General features: G+C 42.5%; 15 protein-coding genes, 1 tRNA gene and 1 rRNA gene. 10 read left to right on the top strand and 7 right to left on the bottom strand.

Going from position 1 to position 18,278, the window contains the following annotated elements:
* Positions 1-87: 87 nt before the first annotated feature.
* Positions 88-1,308: an arginine deiminase gene (arcA, locus tag NX845_RS19295; RefSeq protein WP_004735323.1), complete on the bottom strand. Its 1,221-nt coding sequence runs from the start codon at positions 1,306-1,308 to the stop codon at positions 88-90.
* Positions 1,309-1,885: 577 nt separating this feature from the next.
* On the opposite strand from arcA, the gene rraB reads away from it, so the two are divergent.
* Together rraB and NX845_RS19285 are read left to right on the top strand one after the other, a co-directional pair.
* Entirely contained in the window at positions 1,886-2,302 is a 417-nt protein-coding gene (gene rraB, locus NX845_RS19290; protein ID WP_004735324.1) for a ribonuclease E inhibitor RraB, read from the top strand.
* A gap of 125 nt (positions 2,303-2,427) precedes the next feature.
* Positions 2,428-3,225 (top strand): glycosyl hydrolase 2 galactose-binding domain-containing protein, encoded by a 798-nt coding sequence (locus NX845_RS19285; RefSeq protein WP_017083744.1) that lies wholly within the window; start codon positions 2,428-2,430, stop codon positions 3,223-3,225.
* A gap of 94 nt (positions 3,226-3,319) precedes the next feature.
* On the opposite strand, the gene NX845_RS19280 is transcribed toward NX845_RS19285, so the two are convergent.
* Together NX845_RS19280 and NX845_RS19275 are read right to left on the bottom strand one after the other, a co-directional pair.
* The gene (locus NX845_RS19280; protein WP_017078781.1) at positions 3,320-4,225 is read right to left on the bottom strand and encodes a helix-turn-helix domain-containing GNAT family N-acetyltransferase; all 906 of its coding nucleotides are present in this window, start codon (positions 4,223-4,225) and stop codon (positions 3,320-3,322) included.
* Positions 4,226-4,304: 79 nt separating this feature from the next.
* The gene (locus tag NX845_RS19275) at positions 4,305-4,709 is read right to left on the bottom strand and encodes a DUF2061 domain-containing protein (protein ID WP_009847723.1); all 405 of its coding nucleotides are present in this window, start codon (positions 4,707-4,709) and stop codon (positions 4,305-4,307) included.
* 331 nt (positions 4,710-5,040) lie between these two features.
* On the opposite strand from NX845_RS19275, the gene NX845_RS19270 reads away from it, so the two are divergent.
* Both NX845_RS19270 and NX845_RS19265 read left to right on the top strand, forming a co-directional pair.
* Positions 5,041-6,213 (top strand): YjgN family protein, encoded by a 1,173-nt coding sequence (locus NX845_RS19270; RefSeq protein ID WP_004735328.1) that lies wholly within the window; start codon positions 5,041-5,043, stop codon positions 6,211-6,213.
* Positions 6,214-7,215: a M48 family metallopeptidase gene (locus NX845_RS19265; protein ID WP_260257080.1), complete on the top strand. Its 1,002-nt coding sequence runs from the start codon at positions 6,214-6,216 to the stop codon at positions 7,213-7,215.
* Between the two features lie 149 nt (positions 7,216-7,364).
* Here the strand turns inward: NX845_RS19265 and NX845_RS19260 are convergent, their stop codons facing one another.
* From NX845_RS19260 to pepA, 3 genes are all read right to left on the bottom strand, one after another.
* Complete coding sequence (locus tag NX845_RS19260) at positions 7,365-10,238, bottom strand: valine--tRNA ligase (RefSeq protein ID WP_260257079.1); 2,874 nt, start codon at positions 10,236-10,238, stop codon at positions 7,365-7,367.
* Between the two features lie 103 nt (positions 10,239-10,341).
* Positions 10,342-10,791, bottom strand: coding sequence for a DNA polymerase III subunit chi (locus NX845_RS19255; protein ID WP_004735334.1), 450 nt, complete (start codon positions 10,789-10,791; stop codon positions 10,342-10,344).
* Between the two features lie 106 nt (positions 10,792-10,897).
* Positions 10,898-12,418, bottom strand: coding sequence for a leucyl aminopeptidase (gene pepA, locus NX845_RS19250; RefSeq protein ID WP_004735335.1), 1,521 nt, complete (start codon positions 12,416-12,418; stop codon positions 10,898-10,900).
* A gap of 192 nt (positions 12,419-12,610) precedes the next feature.
* Between pepA and lptF the strand changes: the two genes are divergently transcribed.
* Both lptF and lptG read left to right on the top strand, forming a co-directional pair.
* Entirely contained in the window at positions 12,611-13,711 is a 1,101-nt protein-coding gene (gene lptF, locus NX845_RS19245) for an LPS export ABC transporter permease LptF (RefSeq protein WP_065682695.1), read from the top strand.
* A gap of 3 nt (positions 13,712-13,714) precedes the next feature.
* Positions 13,715-14,785, top strand: coding sequence for an LPS export ABC transporter permease LptG (gene lptG, locus NX845_RS19240; protein WP_017078773.1), 1,071 nt, complete (start codon positions 13,715-13,717; stop codon positions 14,783-14,785).
* A gap of 63 nt (positions 14,786-14,848) precedes the next feature.
* Here lptG and NX845_RS19235 read toward each other — a convergent pair whose 3' ends face one another.
* A complete protein-coding gene (locus NX845_RS19235) occupies positions 14,849-15,325 on the bottom strand; it encodes an RDD family protein (RefSeq protein WP_004735338.1) in 477 nt (158 codons plus the stop codon).
* Between the two features lie 195 nt (positions 15,326-15,520).
* Here NX845_RS19235 and NX845_RS19230 point away from each other — a divergent pair.
* The 4 genes from NX845_RS19230 to NX845_RS19215 form a co-directional block, all read left to right on the top strand.
* Positions 15,521-15,605, top strand: a tRNA-Leu gene (locus tag NX845_RS19230).
* A gap of 246 nt (positions 15,606-15,851) precedes the next feature.
* The gene (locus NX845_RS19225; RefSeq protein WP_004735357.1) at positions 15,852-16,259 is read left to right on the top strand and encodes a VOC family protein; all 408 of its coding nucleotides are present in this window, start codon (positions 15,852-15,854) and stop codon (positions 16,257-16,259) included.
* Positions 16,260-16,342: 83 nt separating this feature from the next.
* Positions 16,343-17,596 carry an HD-GYP domain-containing protein gene (locus tag NX845_RS19220; protein WP_065682696.1) on the top strand — a complete coding sequence of 418 codons (1,254 nt, stop codon included), beginning with the start codon at positions 16,343-16,345 and terminating at the stop codon, positions 17,594-17,596.
* Positions 17,597-18,203: 607 nt separating this feature from the next.
* Positions 18,204-18,278, top strand: a 16S ribosomal RNA gene (locus NX845_RS19215); the annotation flags it as partial.

Below are 18,278 nucleotides of genomic sequence, written 5' to 3'. Positions count from 1 at the left end.
ATTTATTTTATTAATTTGATAAGAAAGGCCAGTACAATGGTACTGGCCTAGATAAGTTAGTGTGTTTGCTTTATTGAGTTTTGTGGCTTAGATACCGTCTCTTTCGATAGGACAACTCATACAGCGAGCGCCACCTCGGCCACGACCTAGCTCATTGCCCGGAATCGTCAGAACTTCGATGCCTGCTTTGTCGTATTTTTCATTGGTGTAAACATTACGCTCATAGCCGATAACCGTACCCGGTTTCACCGTCAGTACGTTGTTAGCGTCATTCCACTGCTCACGTTCAGCTTCGTAGTTATCACCACCGGTTGTGATGATCTTCAGTTGATCGAGGTCCAGTGCGCCTTCAATCGCTGTTAGGTAGTTTTCAGCTTTCTCTACTCGCATTTCGCCATTTTCTTTCGGCGTTAAGCGCCAAGTATCTAGGTCTTTACGAACGATCTCTGGATAGACTGAGAATGTGTCGATATCCATGTGCGTCATTACTGTATCAAGGTGCATACAAGAGCGGTGCTTCGGTAAATCAATCGCAATCACTTCTTTAGCTTGACCAGATTTGAATAAACTAGCGGCTAGGTTTTCAACACCTTGTGGCTTAGTACGCTCTGAAATACCGATAAGCACGGCACCTTTACCGATAACCAGAACATCTCCACCTTCAATATTCGCATTGTCATAGTGAAGATCTTCATCACCGAAGTGCTTAATGAAATCTTGGCCTGCGAATACAGGGTGCCAGCGGTAAATTGCTCGCAAATGATTCGTTTCTCGTTGACGGGCAGGCATCATCATCGGGTTAAGAGAGACACCTCCATAAACCCAACAAGAAGTATCGCGGGTAAATAGATGGTTGGGTAGCGGCTCAATAACGAAATCAAGCGGGCGGTGCATCTTCGGTAGCATTGAAGAAGATTTAATAGGAAGTTCAGAGTAGGCTAAACCACCCAGTAGGATCGTGGCTAAGTGCTCGTTGTCCATTTGAGCAAGGTATTCTCTTAAATCACGTGCGAATGTAGGGCCGTAACGGAAATCAGAGATTTGAGTAGTCAGTAGCCACTCACGAGCTTGAGCCACAGCGAGTGTCTCAACCAGTAGGTCATGCAGTAATAACACTTCAACGTCTTGGTTACGAAGTGTCGTCGCAAAGGCATCGTGTTCTTCACCTGCGGCTTCTACTGCAAGTACATCATCAAAGAGTAACTCATGACAGTTAGAAGGGGTGAGGTGGGTGAGTGCCCTTTCAGGTCGATTTAGGAGAACTCGTCTTAATTGACCGACTTCGGAGCCAACGTACAGCTTACTCATTTTGCATCCTTACTATTAATCCAGCGTCTATTTATGACAAGCTTGTTCGTAATATGCAAGTTTTGAAAATTGTGTAAAGGTTGTGTTATCTCTCAACTATTGGTTTTTAATGCTAATTAATTAAAAATTAGTAATATTAAAATCCAATTGAAAGACTCAATGCTAGAACAAACTTTTTGCGGTTCTATGCTCAAATTTCAGTAATTCGATAATCCATTTTGCTTGGTGAACATGATTTTTCATTCAAAATTTATGCAATTATCTACTTTTAAATGAGATCTTATGCACCAATGAAGTGATCGTCAGTATGCATTTGATATGACTAACCACTCAGTTTTAGAGAAGTAAGGCGAAAAGTAACAATAAAAATGAAATGCTAAAACACACGTTAGTTAATAATATGTTGAAAATTTGTTTCTGTGATTTTGATTTCACTTTTTAATTGATATCCCCTCTGTTATCTAGCGATAAACTTACTCTTCTATACCTGATCTAGGTGGCTTTTCTAGGCGATCCATGCCATATTTCGTGGCAATCAAATTTGATCTTTTCATAGTCAACACTCTGGAGCAGACACATGTCTCACGAAGATGAATATCTATCAGTAGCGGAATTAATTGAATTTCAAAAAGGAGAGACTCGCGACATCATTGAAGCACTAATCGAAGATGGTAGCGATCCTGAAGCTCTATACGATATCGAGCATCACCTTTTTGCTGAAGATTTCGCAGTACTTGAGAAAGCCGTTGTTGAAGCATTCAAAATGGGCTTTGAAGTGCTTGAAGCTGAAGAGACAGAAGACGAAGATGGCAACAAGCTACTTTGTTGTGATGCAACGATGCAGTGTACTCTGAACGCAGAAGCGATTGATGAGCAAGTTGAGAAGCTTGTAAATCTTGCAGAGAAGTTTGACATTATCTACGACGGTTGGGGCACTTACTACGAAGGTGAAGATGCTATCTACCCTGACGAAGATGATGAAGACGAAGAGTAATTTCTTCCCAGTTTTAAAGAATGCCAGCCTTGAGCTGGCATTTTTTTATCCTCAGAAAAATAAATGTCTTTATATGCATTCATTCATTATAATGCGGTCAAAATTGATCTAGCTCAAGGAATGCTATGCGATTACCTCTCGATGGTCTTTGGCAAATATCGCCACTAACGGATCTCTCTATTCCACAAGATGACATTACCTTTCCGGCTCCGTTAAGTTCAAAGCTTCCTGATAGCTTGAGTGAAAGTGAAATCGCAGAGCAAGAGTGGCACCTGATGCATGACATCGAAGTGGATGATGCGATGTTGGCGTGCCCGTTTGTTGAGTTAGTAATGGCAGGTGTTGATTACTTTGCGGAAGTGCGACTCAATGGCGTTGCCGTGTTTGATTGTGATGGTAGCCAAGTCGAATATCGTAAAGATATTCGACCTTACATGCAGTCTGGTCGCAACCGTTTTGAGATTCTTTTCCTTGAAGAAGAGGAGAGCCTGTTGCTTGAAGAGGATATGGATGAGTCAGTCTCTTCACCGGCTGTCTCTAAATCGGATTCTCGTATCGGAATCTGGCAAGCGCCATATCTGCAGTTCGTTCGTCACGTCAAGCTTGAGCAAGTTGTGACAGAGCAGATCTGGCATTACGGTGGTGGTTGTGAGTTCAAAGTGGATGTTATCTATCAAACGCTAAAGCCGGGGCTAATATCGGCATCAATCAAGTTTAATGGTATGACATTGGTGATGCCGATAGATGTGCGAGCAGAACATACGGGTGTTGTTTTCCAGGTTGAGGCGCCGATCATTTTTGATATTGAGAACCCTAACCCTAAACATTTATACTCGTTAGAAGTGGTACTTGATGGGCAGGAAGAGAGCTCTTTTGTCGCCTTGAATCCAGCTTCTTGCGTCAGTAATTTTTTGCGTAGTTAGCGGTTATTTAATTGGCCCGTTACGTAAGGAATCAATTCGCTCACTTGCTTATCATCTGATGAACTGCCGACGCTAACCCTATTTCAAAAACACATTATAGCGTTTTGGCCATGACAACCTCACAAGCGTCATGGCCTGTTTCTCCCCAAGCTGAATCAAGGTGTTCAAAGCCCAATTTTTCGTAAAGTTTAACGGCAGCATTAAGGCATTCGGTCGTTTCTAGATACATATGTTGATAACCCAGTTCCTTAGCTTTCTCCATCGACATATTAACCAACCTCTTAGCTAAGCCTTTGCCTCTTGTTTCTGGCAAGAAGTACATCTTTTGCAGTTCACAGACTTCTGGCATACCTGCTAATGGTGCAAATCCACCACCACCGACAACCTTTCCATCAAGTTCAATTACCCAATACTGAGATCTTTCATTGTTATAAACGCTGAACATGTCTTCTAAGGTGGGATCTGCTACACCATAACCTTTATCTTCGGTTAGCCCATTCTCATAAGAGACTTGGCGAATTACATTGGCCACTACGGTGTTGTCTTGCTGTTGTAGGGGACGAACCACCACATCACTTGAAGCGTGGCTTTGTTGCAGTGCTTTAAGGTAGTGCTCGATTCCCCCCGAAACTTGTTGAGTTTCCGCTTCCGTTAAACGCTCAAGTACCGAGTCATAAAATTGATTTTGTTGATTGTGAAGTTTGGCAAGAGTGTTTATCCCTTGCTCTGTTACTGAAGCAACAACACTGCGCTTATCGTTGGGGTGTGGCGAGGTTTGGATTAACGAGTTCTTCGCTAGATTATTGACTGCTCTACTGGCGTTGGACTTATCAATATTGAGCTTATCCGCTAATTGATTCACGGTTAATGGCTGCTGCTCTAGTTCGATAAGCGTATGCGCTTGAATCGGAGGTAGGGCAATATCACCACAATCTTTGTCGAGCATTCCAAGCTGTCGAACGAGCTGACGTGATAATTCTCTAAGTTGTGCTGAAGTCATGTTGTCTCTCAATATGGTTGCGATATACAACTATAATTTAATTGCGCGCCGCAACTATGTCAACAATAAACTCTCTAGGTTAAGCGTGTTGGTGCAAACAAAACTGTGGCTGTGTTGTTTGGCTTTCTGCTTTTCGTAGCCAAACTTTCTCATGGAAGTAGTAAGCCACGGTATTCAAAGCGGGTTCTAACGTTGCCATCACACCACCAACAAAGGCATCGCCAGTCAATAAGTAGACAACGGTAAAGGCAACACTAAAGTGGATAGTAGCGAAGCTTGCTGTTTTTAATTTAGTCATCCACTGACGAGCTTTAAGCGCTGGAACTTGAGCCCAAGCCTTTTCATGAAAATAGAAGGCCACAGTATTCACAGAGGGCTCAATCATGGCAATTAAGCTGCCAATTAAGATGTCGCCTGTGAGTACGTAAGCGACACTAAATGCGATAGTAAAATGTAATGCGGCAAAGGTTAGTGTCTTTTTCATGATAATTACTCAATCGTTGTGTTGTTTCGATAGGTCTATTATTGATAATTATTATCATTAGTTAAAATGGGTTTTAGGGATTAATTCGATAGATGAAACCTATCAAAGGATTCTAGGGGTAAAATAATCTCTGGTTGAATGTAACTGTATAGTGATAAATATCTTAGTAAGGCTTATTCAACTCCTTGTTATCATTTGCAAAAACTATGATAACTCCCTTTGATTTATCCATTCAGGTTATTGATTAGCACGGCGTGTTTCTATAGCGTGCAATCTCTCAATGCGCACCAAGATGCGCATGGTTTAATGATGAACGTCAGATGGAGTTAAAATGGAAAACAAAGAGTTGGAAACTAAGGTTCTCTTTAGTGGAAAAGGGAAAGAGTATTTTGGAATATGGATTGTTAACATTCTACTATCAGTGATCACGCTCGGTATTTATTCAGCTTGGGCGAAAGTTCGAAATAAACGTTACTTTTATGGGAATACATTTATTGGTAGTGATAGCTTTGAATATCATGGTAAGCCCATGCAAATATTGAAAGGGCGAATCATTGCGTTGATTTGTGTAGTCGCTTGGGGAATCAGTAATCAATTTGCTCCTCAGGTTGCATTGGTTTTATTACTGGTATTTTTTGCATTGTTACCATTGTTATCTCGCAGTAATGCTCGTTTTGATTCTGCAATGACAAGCTTTCGAAATGTTCACTTCTCTTTCCATGGTACTGTTTCCGGAGCCTACTGGGCAATTCTTGGGCGTGGTCTTGTTGTGGGTGTCGGCGTATTTACGGCAATCATGGCAATAATATTTACGATGCAAATGAACATGATTGCTGGTGGTATCGCCATTTTAATATCCATACCTTCTTATGTTTATTTACAATCCTGGCTACTTGCCGGTATCGCCAATTATTTTTCTAATGGTTATCGCTATGGCGATCGTCAGTTTAAAGCTGATTACCAAGATGGCTTTTATTTCAAAGTATACTTAACCAGTATGATTGCATGGCTGGTTGTCTCTATTGTTGCCGTCTTGGCTCTCTTCAGTGCCGTTGGCTTCAACATGATCAGCAACCCTGAGTCGTTATCCGAAATCGCTAACAACGGAAGTTTGACTTCAATGATGGTTGCTTATTACTTTGCTTTCATTGTTATGAGTATTGCGATTGCTGCTTACATTCAAGTTAAAATTAGAAATTACACCTTCTCTGAATTAGTGCTTGAAGGAAAAGAAAATGAGGCCGATTCAACGTTAAGTTTTGCTTCGACATTAACGATAAAAAGCTACATGTTTTTAGTCTTGACTAACTTCTTACTTCAAGTGATTACCCTCGGGTTAGCTAGACCATGGGTGATGGTAAGAACGATGAACTACTTGTCGGAGAATACGTATGTTCAAGGTAACTTAGATTTACTAGTAGCAAACGACCAACCGTCTGATGTGGAATCGGCTATTTCTGATGAAATAGCTCAAGCGTTTAATGTTGATCTTGGTATTGGCTAAATGATCTCTGGTGTTGCACACCCGCCTCGTAGTTCTGAACGCTGCGAGGCCATTTTAGATATCTCTCACCCTGATAAACTACTCCTGAGTGTGGATGGCTCTATTGTTTCTGCATATTTTGAACGTGTTGAAATTATGCGAGGCGTTGGATCCGCTCCAACAAAGCTCAAATTCCCAGATGGATGGCAATTTATCTCGGAGGAAAGTGATGAGCTGGACGCCTATTTGAGAGACAGAGGTAAACATAATTTCTTAGGTAAATTAGAGAAGAACATCACGGCTATCTTAGTTAGTAGTGTTGTTCTCGTGTTACTTACTATTTCTATGTTCACTCATGGGATCCCGTGGTTAACTCATCAAATAGTCACTTATCTACCTGATTCGGTGCCTAGGCTGGTTGAAAATCAGGTTTTAGAGTCTTTAGATGAACAGTTCTTTGAGAGCTCCACTCTGTCGGAAGAACGACAGCGCCACATTCGACAGCGCTTTGAAAGGCAGTTGCAAAAAATGAGTATTGAAGGCGATGTACAGTTGGTTTTTCGTTCTTCAGAGCTTGGATCCAATGCTTTTGCGCTGAGTGCTGGGACAATCATCGTATTAGATGATCTCGTTAGATTGACTACAACGGAAGAGCAATTAGACAGTATCTTGTTACATGAATTAGGACATGTTCAGCACCAGCATGTAATGAAGGTATTGGTTCGATCAAGTTTGTTGTCAGTAACTGTAGCGGCTTTGACAGGTGAAAGCTCTGGGATCATTGATAACCTTACTGGTCTTGGTGTGTTTGTTGCAAATAATGGTCAATCACAAGATGCAGAGCGAGAAGCGGATTCATTTGCTTCCTATTCGATGATCGAGCTGCATGGTTCTAATCAAGCTATGATTGAGATGTTTGAATTGTTAGGAAAAAATTCTGATGGACATGCTGAACTACCCACATGGTTCAGTTCTCATCCTGAACTGGGTGAACGGATTGAATCATTGAGGGACGTACATTAGTTGTTTAGTGAAAAAGGTTAGTGTTAATGCCTAAATCGTTGTTATCTAATTGTAATTCATATTAATCAAACAATTAGCACCGAATTTTAGACAATAAAAAGGGCAGATTATTATCTGCCCTTTTTCTTACTTAAAAACTATCGCATGGATTATAAAGCTGCGATTGTCGCTTTTTGCTCTTCTAGCTTAACAAGAGTTTCTTGGTAGCCTTCAAGCTTTTCACGCTCTTTCGCGATAACGACTTCTGGTGCTTTAGCAACAAAACCTTCGTTACCTAGCTTACCTTCGATACGCTTAATCTCACCGTGAGTCTTCGCTACTTCTTTATCTAGACGAGCAAGTTCAGCATCTTTGTCGATAAGACCCGCCATTGGGATCATCAGCTCAGATTTGCCAACCAGTTTGGTTGCACAAGCTGGAGTTGCTTCGCCGTCTGCTAGAACTTTAATATCGTCTAGCTTAGCTAGAGAAGTAAGAACGATCTTATTTGCTTCGATACGAGTTGCATCTTTCTCATCAGCGACTTTGATCATTACCTCTAAGCCTTGGCTTGGTGCAATGTCGTATTCCGCACGTAGGTTACGGATAGCTGTGATGAAAGTTTTAACCCATTCGATGTCGTCAACGATCTCAGCATTGAAGTTAGCTTCATTAAATTGAGGAAGCGCTTGAGTCATGATGGTCTCGCCTTCAACGCCGTCTACTAGCGGCTTAACGCTTTGCCAGATAGATTCAGTGATGTAAGGAAGAACAGGGTGAGCAAGACGTAGAGTCTTCTCTAGAACCGTGATAAGCGTGTAACGAGTCGCTTGTTGTTGAGCTTCAGTGCCTTTCCAAAGAACCGGTTTAGTTAGTTCTAAGTACCAGTCACAGAATTGGTTCCAGATGAATTCGTAAAGCGTGTTTGCTGCCATGTCTAGACGGTAGTTGTCTAGGTGAGCATTAAACTCTTTCGCTGCAACTTCAAACTGAGATTCAATCCACTTATCCGCTAGAGAGAATTCCATGTTTGCACGGTCTTCAACAGACAGTGACATGCCACAATCGTGCTCTTCTGTGTTCATCAGTACGTAACGGCTCGCGTTCCATAACTTGTTACAGAAGTTACGGTAACCTTCAAGGCGCTTCATGTCCCAGTTGATGTCACGGCCAGTTGAAGCCATAGCAGCAAGAGTGAAACGCAGTGCGTCAGTACCGTAGGGTTCGATACCGTTTTCGAATGTTTTACGTGTGTTCTTTTCGATCTTAGCAGCCAGTTTAGGTTGCATCATGTTGCCACAACGCTTCTCTACTAGCTCTTCAAGGCCGATGCCGTCAATCATGTCGATTGGGTCAAGTACGTTACCTTTCGACTTAGACATCTTATCGCCGTTTTCATCACGGATAAGACCTGTCATGTAAACAGTTTTGAAAGGTACTTGAGCCTTGCCATCTTCGTCTTTCACGAAGTGCATGGTCATCATGATCATACGAGCAACCCAGAAGAAGATAATATCAAAACCAGATACTAGTACTTCAGATGGGTGGAATGTTTTCAGTGCTTCAGTATCTTCAGGCCAGCCTTGTGTGCCGAACGTCCAAAGTGCAGAAGAGAACCAAGTATCCAGTACGTCGTCGTCTTGCTTAAGCACAACAACAGGCGCTAGGTTGTTCTTTTCACGAACTTCTTCTTCAGTACGACCTACGTAAACTTTACCATCGTTGTCGTACCATGCTGGGATACGGTGACCCCACCAAAGTTGACGAGAGATACACCAGTCTTGCACGTCACGCATCCACGCGAAGTACATGTTTTCGTACTGCTTAGGTACGAATTGGATCTCACCATCTTCAACGGCTTTAACGGCAGGCGCAGCAAGAGGCGCTGTACGTACGTACCATTGGTCAGTCAGCATTGGTTCGATAACCACGCCACCACGGTCACCGTAAGGAACGGTTAGATCGTGATCTTTGATTTCTTCAAGTAGGCCTAGCTCTTCAAATTCAGCAACCGTTGCACGACGAGCTGCAAAGCGTTCCATACCTTGGTATTTAGCTGGAAGCTCTGTTGAGTATACATCGCTCTCTTCACCGTTAGTTGTGAAGATTTCAGCCGCATCACGGATATCACCGTTGAACGTTAGGATGTTGATCATTGGTAGGCTATGGCGCTTGCCCACTTCGTAATCGTTAAAGTCATGAGCTGGCGTAATTTTTACACAGCCTGTGCCTTTATCCATGTCAGCGTGCTCATCACCTACGATAGGGATAAGACGATTTACGATCGGAAGCTGGATTTCTTTACCGATAAGATCTTTGTAGCGAGGATCTTCAGGGTTAACTGCAACGCCTGTATCACCAAGCATGGTTTCAGGACGCGTAGTCGCAACGACAATGTAGTCTTTGCCGTCAGCGGTTTTAACACCATTCGCTAGCGGGTAGCGGAAGTGCCACATGAAACCTTTTTTGTCTTTGTTTTCAACTTCAAGATCAGAAATAGCAGTGTGCAGTTTAGGATCCCAGTTTACTAGGCGCTTACCACGGTAGATTAGGTCTTCTTCGTATAGACGAACAAACACTTCTTGAGTCGCAGCCGATAGGCCGTCATCCATAGTGAATCGCTCACGATCCCAATCTACAGAAGCACCAAGACGACGAAGTTGTTGAGTGATCGTGCCACCTGATTCGCCTTTCCATTCCCAGATCTTGTCGATGAAAGCTTCACGGCCGTAGTCGTGTTTTGTTTTGCCTTCTTCAGCGGCGATCTTACGCTCAACAACCATTTGAGTGGCGATACCAGCGTGGTCAGTACCCACTTGCCAAAGAGTATTTTTGCCTTTCATACGTTGAGCACGGATAAGCGTATCCATGATCGTATCTTGGAACGCGTGACCCATGTGTAGGCTGCCAGTGACGTTAGGTGGCGGGATCATGATGCTGTAAGCTTCTTTTGATGTGTCACCGTGTGGCTTAAAGTAGCCTTTCTCTTCCCAAGTCTTATACAGAGCTTGTTCGATTGATGTTGGGTTGTATGTCTTTTCCATAGTGCTCTTATAACGGATACTGTGAATGGTTAATCGTGGTCAAACTTCATAAGTGAAGCTTCTTGAATCTAAATCCAAAGATAGCTTTAACTATGAGGTTTGACTATGGATGTTGAATCTCGATAGTTTGTAGCTGATATCCAGCCTGACGGTAAATTTTATACCTTTCTCGAGCGAGTTGCTTAGCTTTTTCTTCGCAAGGAACGAAGTCTATCACCTGAGCAAAGGCGTTCGCAAAGGTTGTATTATTATCGGCCAGATTTATTACCAGTTGGCGATTCCAATTATGTTTTACGCCTTGATAGCCAATTTCGATGTTGGTTGAATACTTTGGGCCTTCGCCAACTAAGTTATGTGCAATAAATTCATTGGGTTCGACCTGCCAGAAAACCTCAGCGATACGTTCGGCATGTTCTTTGTCATTGCAGTTGAGATAAAGTTTAGCGCCTTGTGTAGCAAAGTGCTTAGCAAGAAACAGCACATAGTGAGCAAAACCATCTTCGCTGGCTTGCGGGCTGTCTGAAGGCACAATGTAAAACGTGGCAGTCTGCATACTTAACACTCGAAACTTGAACTGAAAATCGTGGATATCAATATTACTTGGTTAACAGGGTCTAACAAATAGCGCATATTAAAAAAGGGCCCGTAGGCCCTTTTCATTATTTTGAAGATTGCTCTTCAGTCTCTTGGCCGCTGCGGTTCAATAAGAATTGGACTAGCATTGAGACAGGACGACCTGTCGAGCCTTTCGCTGCACCTGACTTCCAAGCAGTACCTGCACTGTCGATGTGAGCCCAGTGGTACTTCTTAGTGAATTTAGACAGGAAGCAACCTGCGGTGATAGTACCGCCAGGGCGGCCACCGATGTTTGCCATATCAGCAAACGGACTGTTCAGCTGCTCATGGTACTCGTCTGCCATAGGTAGACGCCATGCGCGATCACTTGCTTGCTCTGAAGCATTAACAAGTTCATGAGACAGTGGGTTGTGGTTAGATAGAACGCCACTGATGTGGTGACCTAGAGCGATAACACATGCACCAGTTAGCGTAGCAACATCGACAACACAATCTGGTTCAAAGCGCTCAACGTAAGTTAGGGCATCACATAGAACCAAGCGACCTTCTGCATCAGTATTTAATACTTCAACGGTTTGGCCTGACATGGTTGTTAGAATGTCACCTGGGCGGTAAGCATTGCTACCAGGCATGTTTTCACAACCTGCAAGGATACCTACAACGTTGATTGGCAAGTTAAGTTTCGCCAGTGCTTTCATTGTGCCGAATACAGATGCAGCACCACACATGTCGTACTTCATCTCATCCATGCCTTCACCTGGCTTAAGCGAGATACCGCCTGAATCGAAAGTAAGACCTTTACCGACTAGAACGATAGGTTTTGCATTTGGATCAGCAGCGCCTTTGTACTCCATGATAGACATCATAGATTCGTTCTTAGAGCCACGGCCTACAGCTAAGTATGAAGTCATACCCAGCTTTTCCATCTCTTCTTCACCGATGATCTTAGTCTTTACTGTCTCATAATCGTCAGCTAAACGACGAGCTTGAGAAGCTAGGTAAGCCGGGTTTGCGATGTTCGGTGGCATGTTGCCAAGATCTTTAGATGCTTTCACACCTGAAGCAATAGCAAGACCATGAGAGATCGCTTTTTCGCCAAGGCTTAGCTCGCGACGAGTTGGTACGTTGAATACCAATTTACGCAATGGACGACGAGTCTCTGGTTTGTTGCTCTTAAATTGGTCGAATGTGTAAAGACCATCTTTAGTCGCTTCTACCGCTTGACGAACTTTCCAGTAAGTGTCGCGACCTTTAACGTGAAGTTCTGTAAGGAAACATACTGCTTCCATAGAACCTGTTTCGTTTAGTGTGCTGATGGTTTTTTGGATAATTTCTTTGTATTGACGTTCGCCTAGCTCACGTTCTTTACCACAGCCTACCAGTAGAACGCGTTCTGAAAGTACACCAGGTACTTGATGCAGTAGCAGCATCTGGCCAGGTTTACCCTCTAGATCACCGCGACGAAGCAGTGAACTAATGTAGCCATCGCTAATCTTATCTAATTGCTCGGCTACTGGAGAAAGGCGGCGCGGTTCGAATACACCGACAACGATACATGCGCTGCGCTGTTTCTCTGGGCTGCCACTTTTTACACTGAACTCCATGCGTACTCCTACATCCTGAAGACAAATCGAACTAAATGTTAGATAATGGGTTCTTACTTGTTGGATCCTATAATGGAACTAACCTTAAAGAAGAACGCTAACACTTAGCTAAAAATTTAAAAAAATAAAAGGTTCAACGGGAAATTATAGTGATTCAATCAAAAAAACAAGTTTTGTATAGGTAATTTGAGCGTGATTATTGTTAGATATTTGATCCGCGAGACAATCAAGAGCCAATTTGCGATCTTTTTTGTTCTCTTTCTCGTGTTTCTCAGCCAAAAATTCATCAGTGTTTTAGCGGACGCCTCTGATGGTGATATTCCTGCGAGCCTCATATTGTCGATTGTTGGTCTAAATATGCCAGCGATGGGTTTGTTGATGCTTCCACTCAGTATCTATATTGGTATTTTGCTTACTTTTGGCCGTCTTTACGCTGAAAGTGAAATAGTCGTAATGAATGCTACTGGGATTGGTAATAAATTCCTTATCCAATCGGCGCTTTATTTGGCTTTGATTACTGCATCTGTTGCTGCCTTCAACTCATTTTGGTTGTCTCCTTGGTCGCAAGATAAAGTTGAACAAATGTATGAAGAGATGGCTGCAGAAAATAGTGTTGATTTGCTGCCAAAAGGTAAGTTTGAAGGCACGCCGGATGGTTCCTCTGTCGTGTTTATCGATGATATTAACGGCAATAAGTTAGAAAATGTGTTCGTTGCTCAGATGCGTCCACGTGATTCAGTATTACCCAGTGTGATGTTCTCCAAGTCGGGAGACATAAAAGAGCTCAGTGATGGTCGCCAAGTGATTGTGATGTATGACGGTACTCGTCATGAAGGTGTGCCAACTCGTCTTGATTATATGGTGACGCACTTTGAAGAGTACGAAGGCTTAATCGGTCAGCGTGAAGTCAAGAAAAAAGGTCGAGATTGGGAAGCTATTCCTACACTCGAACTGATTGGTAATCCAGAAAACAGTGCGAAAGCGGAATTACAATGGCGAATTTCATTGGTACTTTGTATTCCATTGTTGACCATGCTTGTTGTGCCACTGTCTGCGGTGAACCCTCGACAAGGTCGTTTCGCTAAAATTGGGCCTGCTATTCTAATTTACCTAACCTATTTCTTAGCAATCAGTGCAACCAAATCTTCGATTGAAGAGGGGAGTATCCCTGCGGTAGTCGGCATGTGGCCAATTAATGCGTTATTGTTATTTGTCGCAATTGGTGCAAACTTTATGGATAGCGTGCCAGTAAGGCGTTTGAAAGAAAAATTCAAGAATAAAAGGTTAGCTTAAGCCGTGTTTAAGATTCTCGATTTATATATAGGCAGAACCATCATCGCAACGACGTCACTGGTATTGGTGACGTTTGTTGGTCTCTCTGGGATCATCAAGTACGTAGAGCAGCTGAGAAAGGTTGGTCGTGGTACCTATGATCTATTACAAGCGCTGTATTTCGTTCTATTAAGTGTTCCTCGTGATATCGAGATGTTCTTTCCAATGGCCGCATTACTTGGTGCATTGATTGGATTGGGTATGCTTGCTGCGAGTTCTGAGCTGGTGGTGATGCAGGCGGCGGGTTTCTCTAAGTTAGATATTGGCCTATCGGTGCTCAAAACCGCAATTCCATTAATGATCGTGGTGACTCTTCTTGGTCAATGGGGTGCGCCTCAAGCACAGAAGATGGCTCGTGACTTAAGAACTATATCGATTGCTGGTGGTAATATTATCTCTACCCAAAGTGGGGTATGGGCACGTGATGCCAATGACTTCATTTTCATTGTCAAAATCGATGATCAGAAGTTATATGGTATGAATATGTGGCGCTTTGATGAGAACAAGGCTCTGAAAACAGCTATATACTCAAAAGAAGTCGATTACGTTGGCAACAACGTTTGGACTATGAACGATGTAGAGATCACGTCTTTCGAAAATGAGCTTCAGATTACCAAAGAAAGCTTACCAACTTATACTTGGGAAACATCACTCGCTCCGGATAAGCTTGCGATCGTAACGGTTAAACCAGAAGAACTGTCTTTAAGTGGGTTGTACGATTATGTTTCCTACCTTAAAGCTTCGGAGCAAGATGCATCACGCTATGAACTCGCTTTATGGAGAAAGATAACTCAGCCGATTTCGATAGCGGTCATGATGTTGATGGCATTGTCGTTTATCTTTGGTCCACTACGAAGTGTGACTATGGGAGCTAGGATTCTTTCGGGGGTTATTGCAGGTTTTACCTTCTATATATCCAGTGAGTTCTTTGGTCCGGTCAGTTTGGTTTATCAAATACCACCGGCCTTTGGTGCGCTAGCCCCGAGCGTGGTCTTCCTCGGAATAGCCATAATGCTCTTGAGGCGTAAACTGTAAATAGAAAAAAGGAAGGCATAACGCCTTCCTTTTTTGATCTTGACTGTAGCAAGTTTAATCGCGTTATCGTGCTTGTGGTAGCACTACTACTTCGGTCTTCGCCCAGATGTCGTGAAAGCCACGTTTCTGAGGATCGAATGGAACACATAAGTTTGCTAATCCAAATCCTGAAGTTCCTAAGCGAATCAGCGCTTGGGTTACCGTAATAGCGGAGCCATCTTTGTTTTGAATGCGCAGTTTCCAAGCTCGCATTCCTAGCGTTTGACCTGCTCTTGTCCAAAAGAACACAAAGAAGTACACCCAAACCACAACTAAGTAAAAGGTATATGCAGGGCTCCAAATCGGATGGTTGCTCAAGAAGTCACTAACATCGGCATAACCGCTATGGTTAAAAACGCCAAGTGCCATGAGCGCATGCAGCAGAGCGACAATGACGCCAGCCGCCAGCATCTCAATAGCGATTACGATAAGGGCGTCATAGAACAAGGCACCAAATCGGCGCATTACTCCTGCTGGTGGCATTGTGTTTGTTGGTGTCATGGTGTTATTACTTCTTCAAAAATTTAGGCGTCAGAATATAGTCTAAGGCTTGGCGTGAAAAGAGACATGACGCACAGCTTATGACTTAGTGGCGAAATTATCGGCAAACACACATGAATTCAAGTTTTTATACTTGCCACATCAGTTCGCATACGTATAATGCCAGACATCGAAAGGGCAACGCCCCAAGATAATGCCGGTATGGTGAAATTGGTATACACGACGGATTCAAAATCCGTTGCCTTCGGGCGTGGCGGTTCAAGTCCGCCTACCGGTACCATATTTAGATAAAGCCCTGATCAGAAATGGTCGGGGCTTTGTTGTATCTGGAGAACAGAAAAGCTGACCTTTATTTTAACGAAAGAAACGCTTTTTTAATCAGTCAGATCTTGTTGTTTCATTCCTAAACCACACCGTTTCCCTCCACAATTCTATTCCTTAATAAATTAATCATCTTAAATCATGATGTTACCTACCATTCTCTCTTCTATTGTCTATGTTTAAAGGAATAATAGAGGAGAGATATATGCTGACAGTAACGCCTTACTTGTTTTTTGATGGCCGTTGTAACGAAGCGTTGGATTTTTATCATAAATGTTTTGGCGGTGTAGTTTTATCGAAACAACTTTTTAGTGATGCGCCACAAGTAATAGAGGGAGCTCAACCTGATTGGATTATGCATGCAGAGTTTGAAGCGTTTGGTATGAAGCTGATGATGTCTGATGGTGTTAAAGCGAAAGAGCTCGAAGGTAACAACCTTGCACTCTCGCTTGTTACTGAGGATACCGCGACTCAAGAGCAAATCTTTGAAAATCTGAAGCAAGGTGGGCGAATAATGACACCTTTGGCGGATACGTTTTGGGGAGCTCGGTTTGGCAAAGTGGAAGATAAGTTCGGCATACGTTGGATGGTGCACTGTGATTCTTTAAGTTGAACCTGTGAAATTGGATAGTGAAATTGCTGCTCGGTTTTATTAGAATTATAAATAGAGATTATTGATCAATATTATATATAAAAATGGGCAGCATAAAGATTACCGTAGATCGCATTCAGCCCGGTCTACATGTACGACTCCCAGTAAAATGGAATGAACACCCATTTCTACTTAACAGCTTTAAAATCAAAGATGACGCTCAAGTACAAGTAATTCGACATCTTGGGATTAAGCACGTCTATATAAATCCGAACCAAAGCGATACATCACCTTTACCCGCAAACCATGTGAGTGAACAAGACCTTGATACTGATTTACAAGTAAGTCTTAAAGCAGAAAGAATGTGGAAAGATAAGCATGAGCGTATCGAAACTCTAAGCTCCTACCGTCGTAGGGTGAGTCATTGCGAGAAAGAGTTCGAACGTTCGCTTGCCCGAATGCGTTCTGTGATGACCAAAATCCGTAATCGCCCATTAGATGCGGTAGGGGAGGTTAAAGCTCTTGTTGATGATATTGTTGAAACGCTAGTGAGTGACGACAACGTAACCTTGCATCTCATGAATGCAAAAGCTGACTTTGAAGACATTTACTTCCATACATTAAATGTCTCTGTTGTTGCATTAATGATTGGTAAAGCAAAAGGCTACAATACGCAACAGTTGAAAGACCTTTCATTTGCCGCGTTGTTTCACGATATAGGTAAAATAAAGATACCCGTAGCGATACTAAGAAAGCAGGCTGCTTTGACTGTGCCAGAGGCGAATTATCTCAAACTTCATACTAAGTATGGGGTAGATATAGTCACGGCTATTGAGGGTTTTCCTGACAGTGCGAAGAGAGTGATTGGTCAGCATCACGAAATGAATGACGGCTCAGGTTATCCAGAAGGCTTAACTGAAGATGGTATAGATGAGTTTGCAAAAATAGTCGCGGTAGCAAATGCATTTGATAACCTTTGCCACAGTAAAGCGCAATCCCAGCAAAAGATCCCTTACTTAGCACTCTCTCATTTATATAAGAACTGCAAACACCTATATAGTCAGGATAACTTGAGTCTGTTAGTCAAGTTTATGGGAGTGTACCCACCGGGCACTGTTGTGCAGCTTTCAAATGAATCAATTGGAATAGTGATTTCAGTTAATGCCAAACACATGCTTTACCCGAATGTACTGATCTATGATCCTAGCGTGCCAAGAACCCAAGCCCCGATCATTGACCTCTTTACTAAAGAGATAAAAATTGTCAATGCAGTTCATCCGAGTAAGTTACCGGAACAAGTTAGAGAATATCTAAACCCTAGGGCTCGTTTATCTTACTTTTTTGATAATGGCGAGTAGTTATCCACAGGGTGTTGTGAGTAATTTGTTCGAAACTTGGGTTAAAAGTGGTATAAACAAGCCCTTGGTTGAAATGTCTTCGCTTAACCTCTTTTTTCAATAAAAAACGCATTTAATGCTTGCCAATAAGAGCTGCATCTCTATAATGCCGCCTCACTGACACGGCAGACGCCACAAGGCTTCAGCGCAGAATGTTGGTAAGGCAACTAGCTTAAAGCGTTTAATCGCTCCTACTTTTAAAAAGTAGAAATTAATTCCCAATAAGTGTTTGACACTGAGAATTAAAACGCTAGAATGGCCGTCCACTTCGAGAGGCTCCTTACTTAAAAGGAACGCTCAACAAGTGAAGCTCTTTAACAATTTAAACCTATCAATCTGTGTGGGCACTCGTTGATGAATATCAAAACGTTATTACTTAGGTAGTAACAGTTACTTCGGTAACAAACTTGATTTCAATGAACTGAGTGACCAATACGAAATTAAGTTTACTTAATTTTGGCACAGTCAATTCATTACCATTCTGTTGGAATGGTAATAGCTTTAAAATTACACTCTTTATTTATAAAGAATAGTTTTGAAGTCAGTATTCGTTGAGTCACAAAATCTTAAATTGAAGAGTTTGATCATGGCTCAGATTGAACGCTGGCGGCAGGCTTAACACATGCAAGTCGAGCGGAAACGA

The sequence above is a fragment of the Vibrio sp. NC2 genome, assembly GCF_025195005.1.
In the GTDB taxonomy this organism is placed as follows: Bacteria; Pseudomonadota; Gammaproteobacteria; order Enterobacterales; family Vibrionaceae; genus Vibrio; species Vibrio splendidus.
Note: the sequence above shows the minus strand (reverse complement) of the source record. Positions and strands in the feature narration are given on the sequence as shown.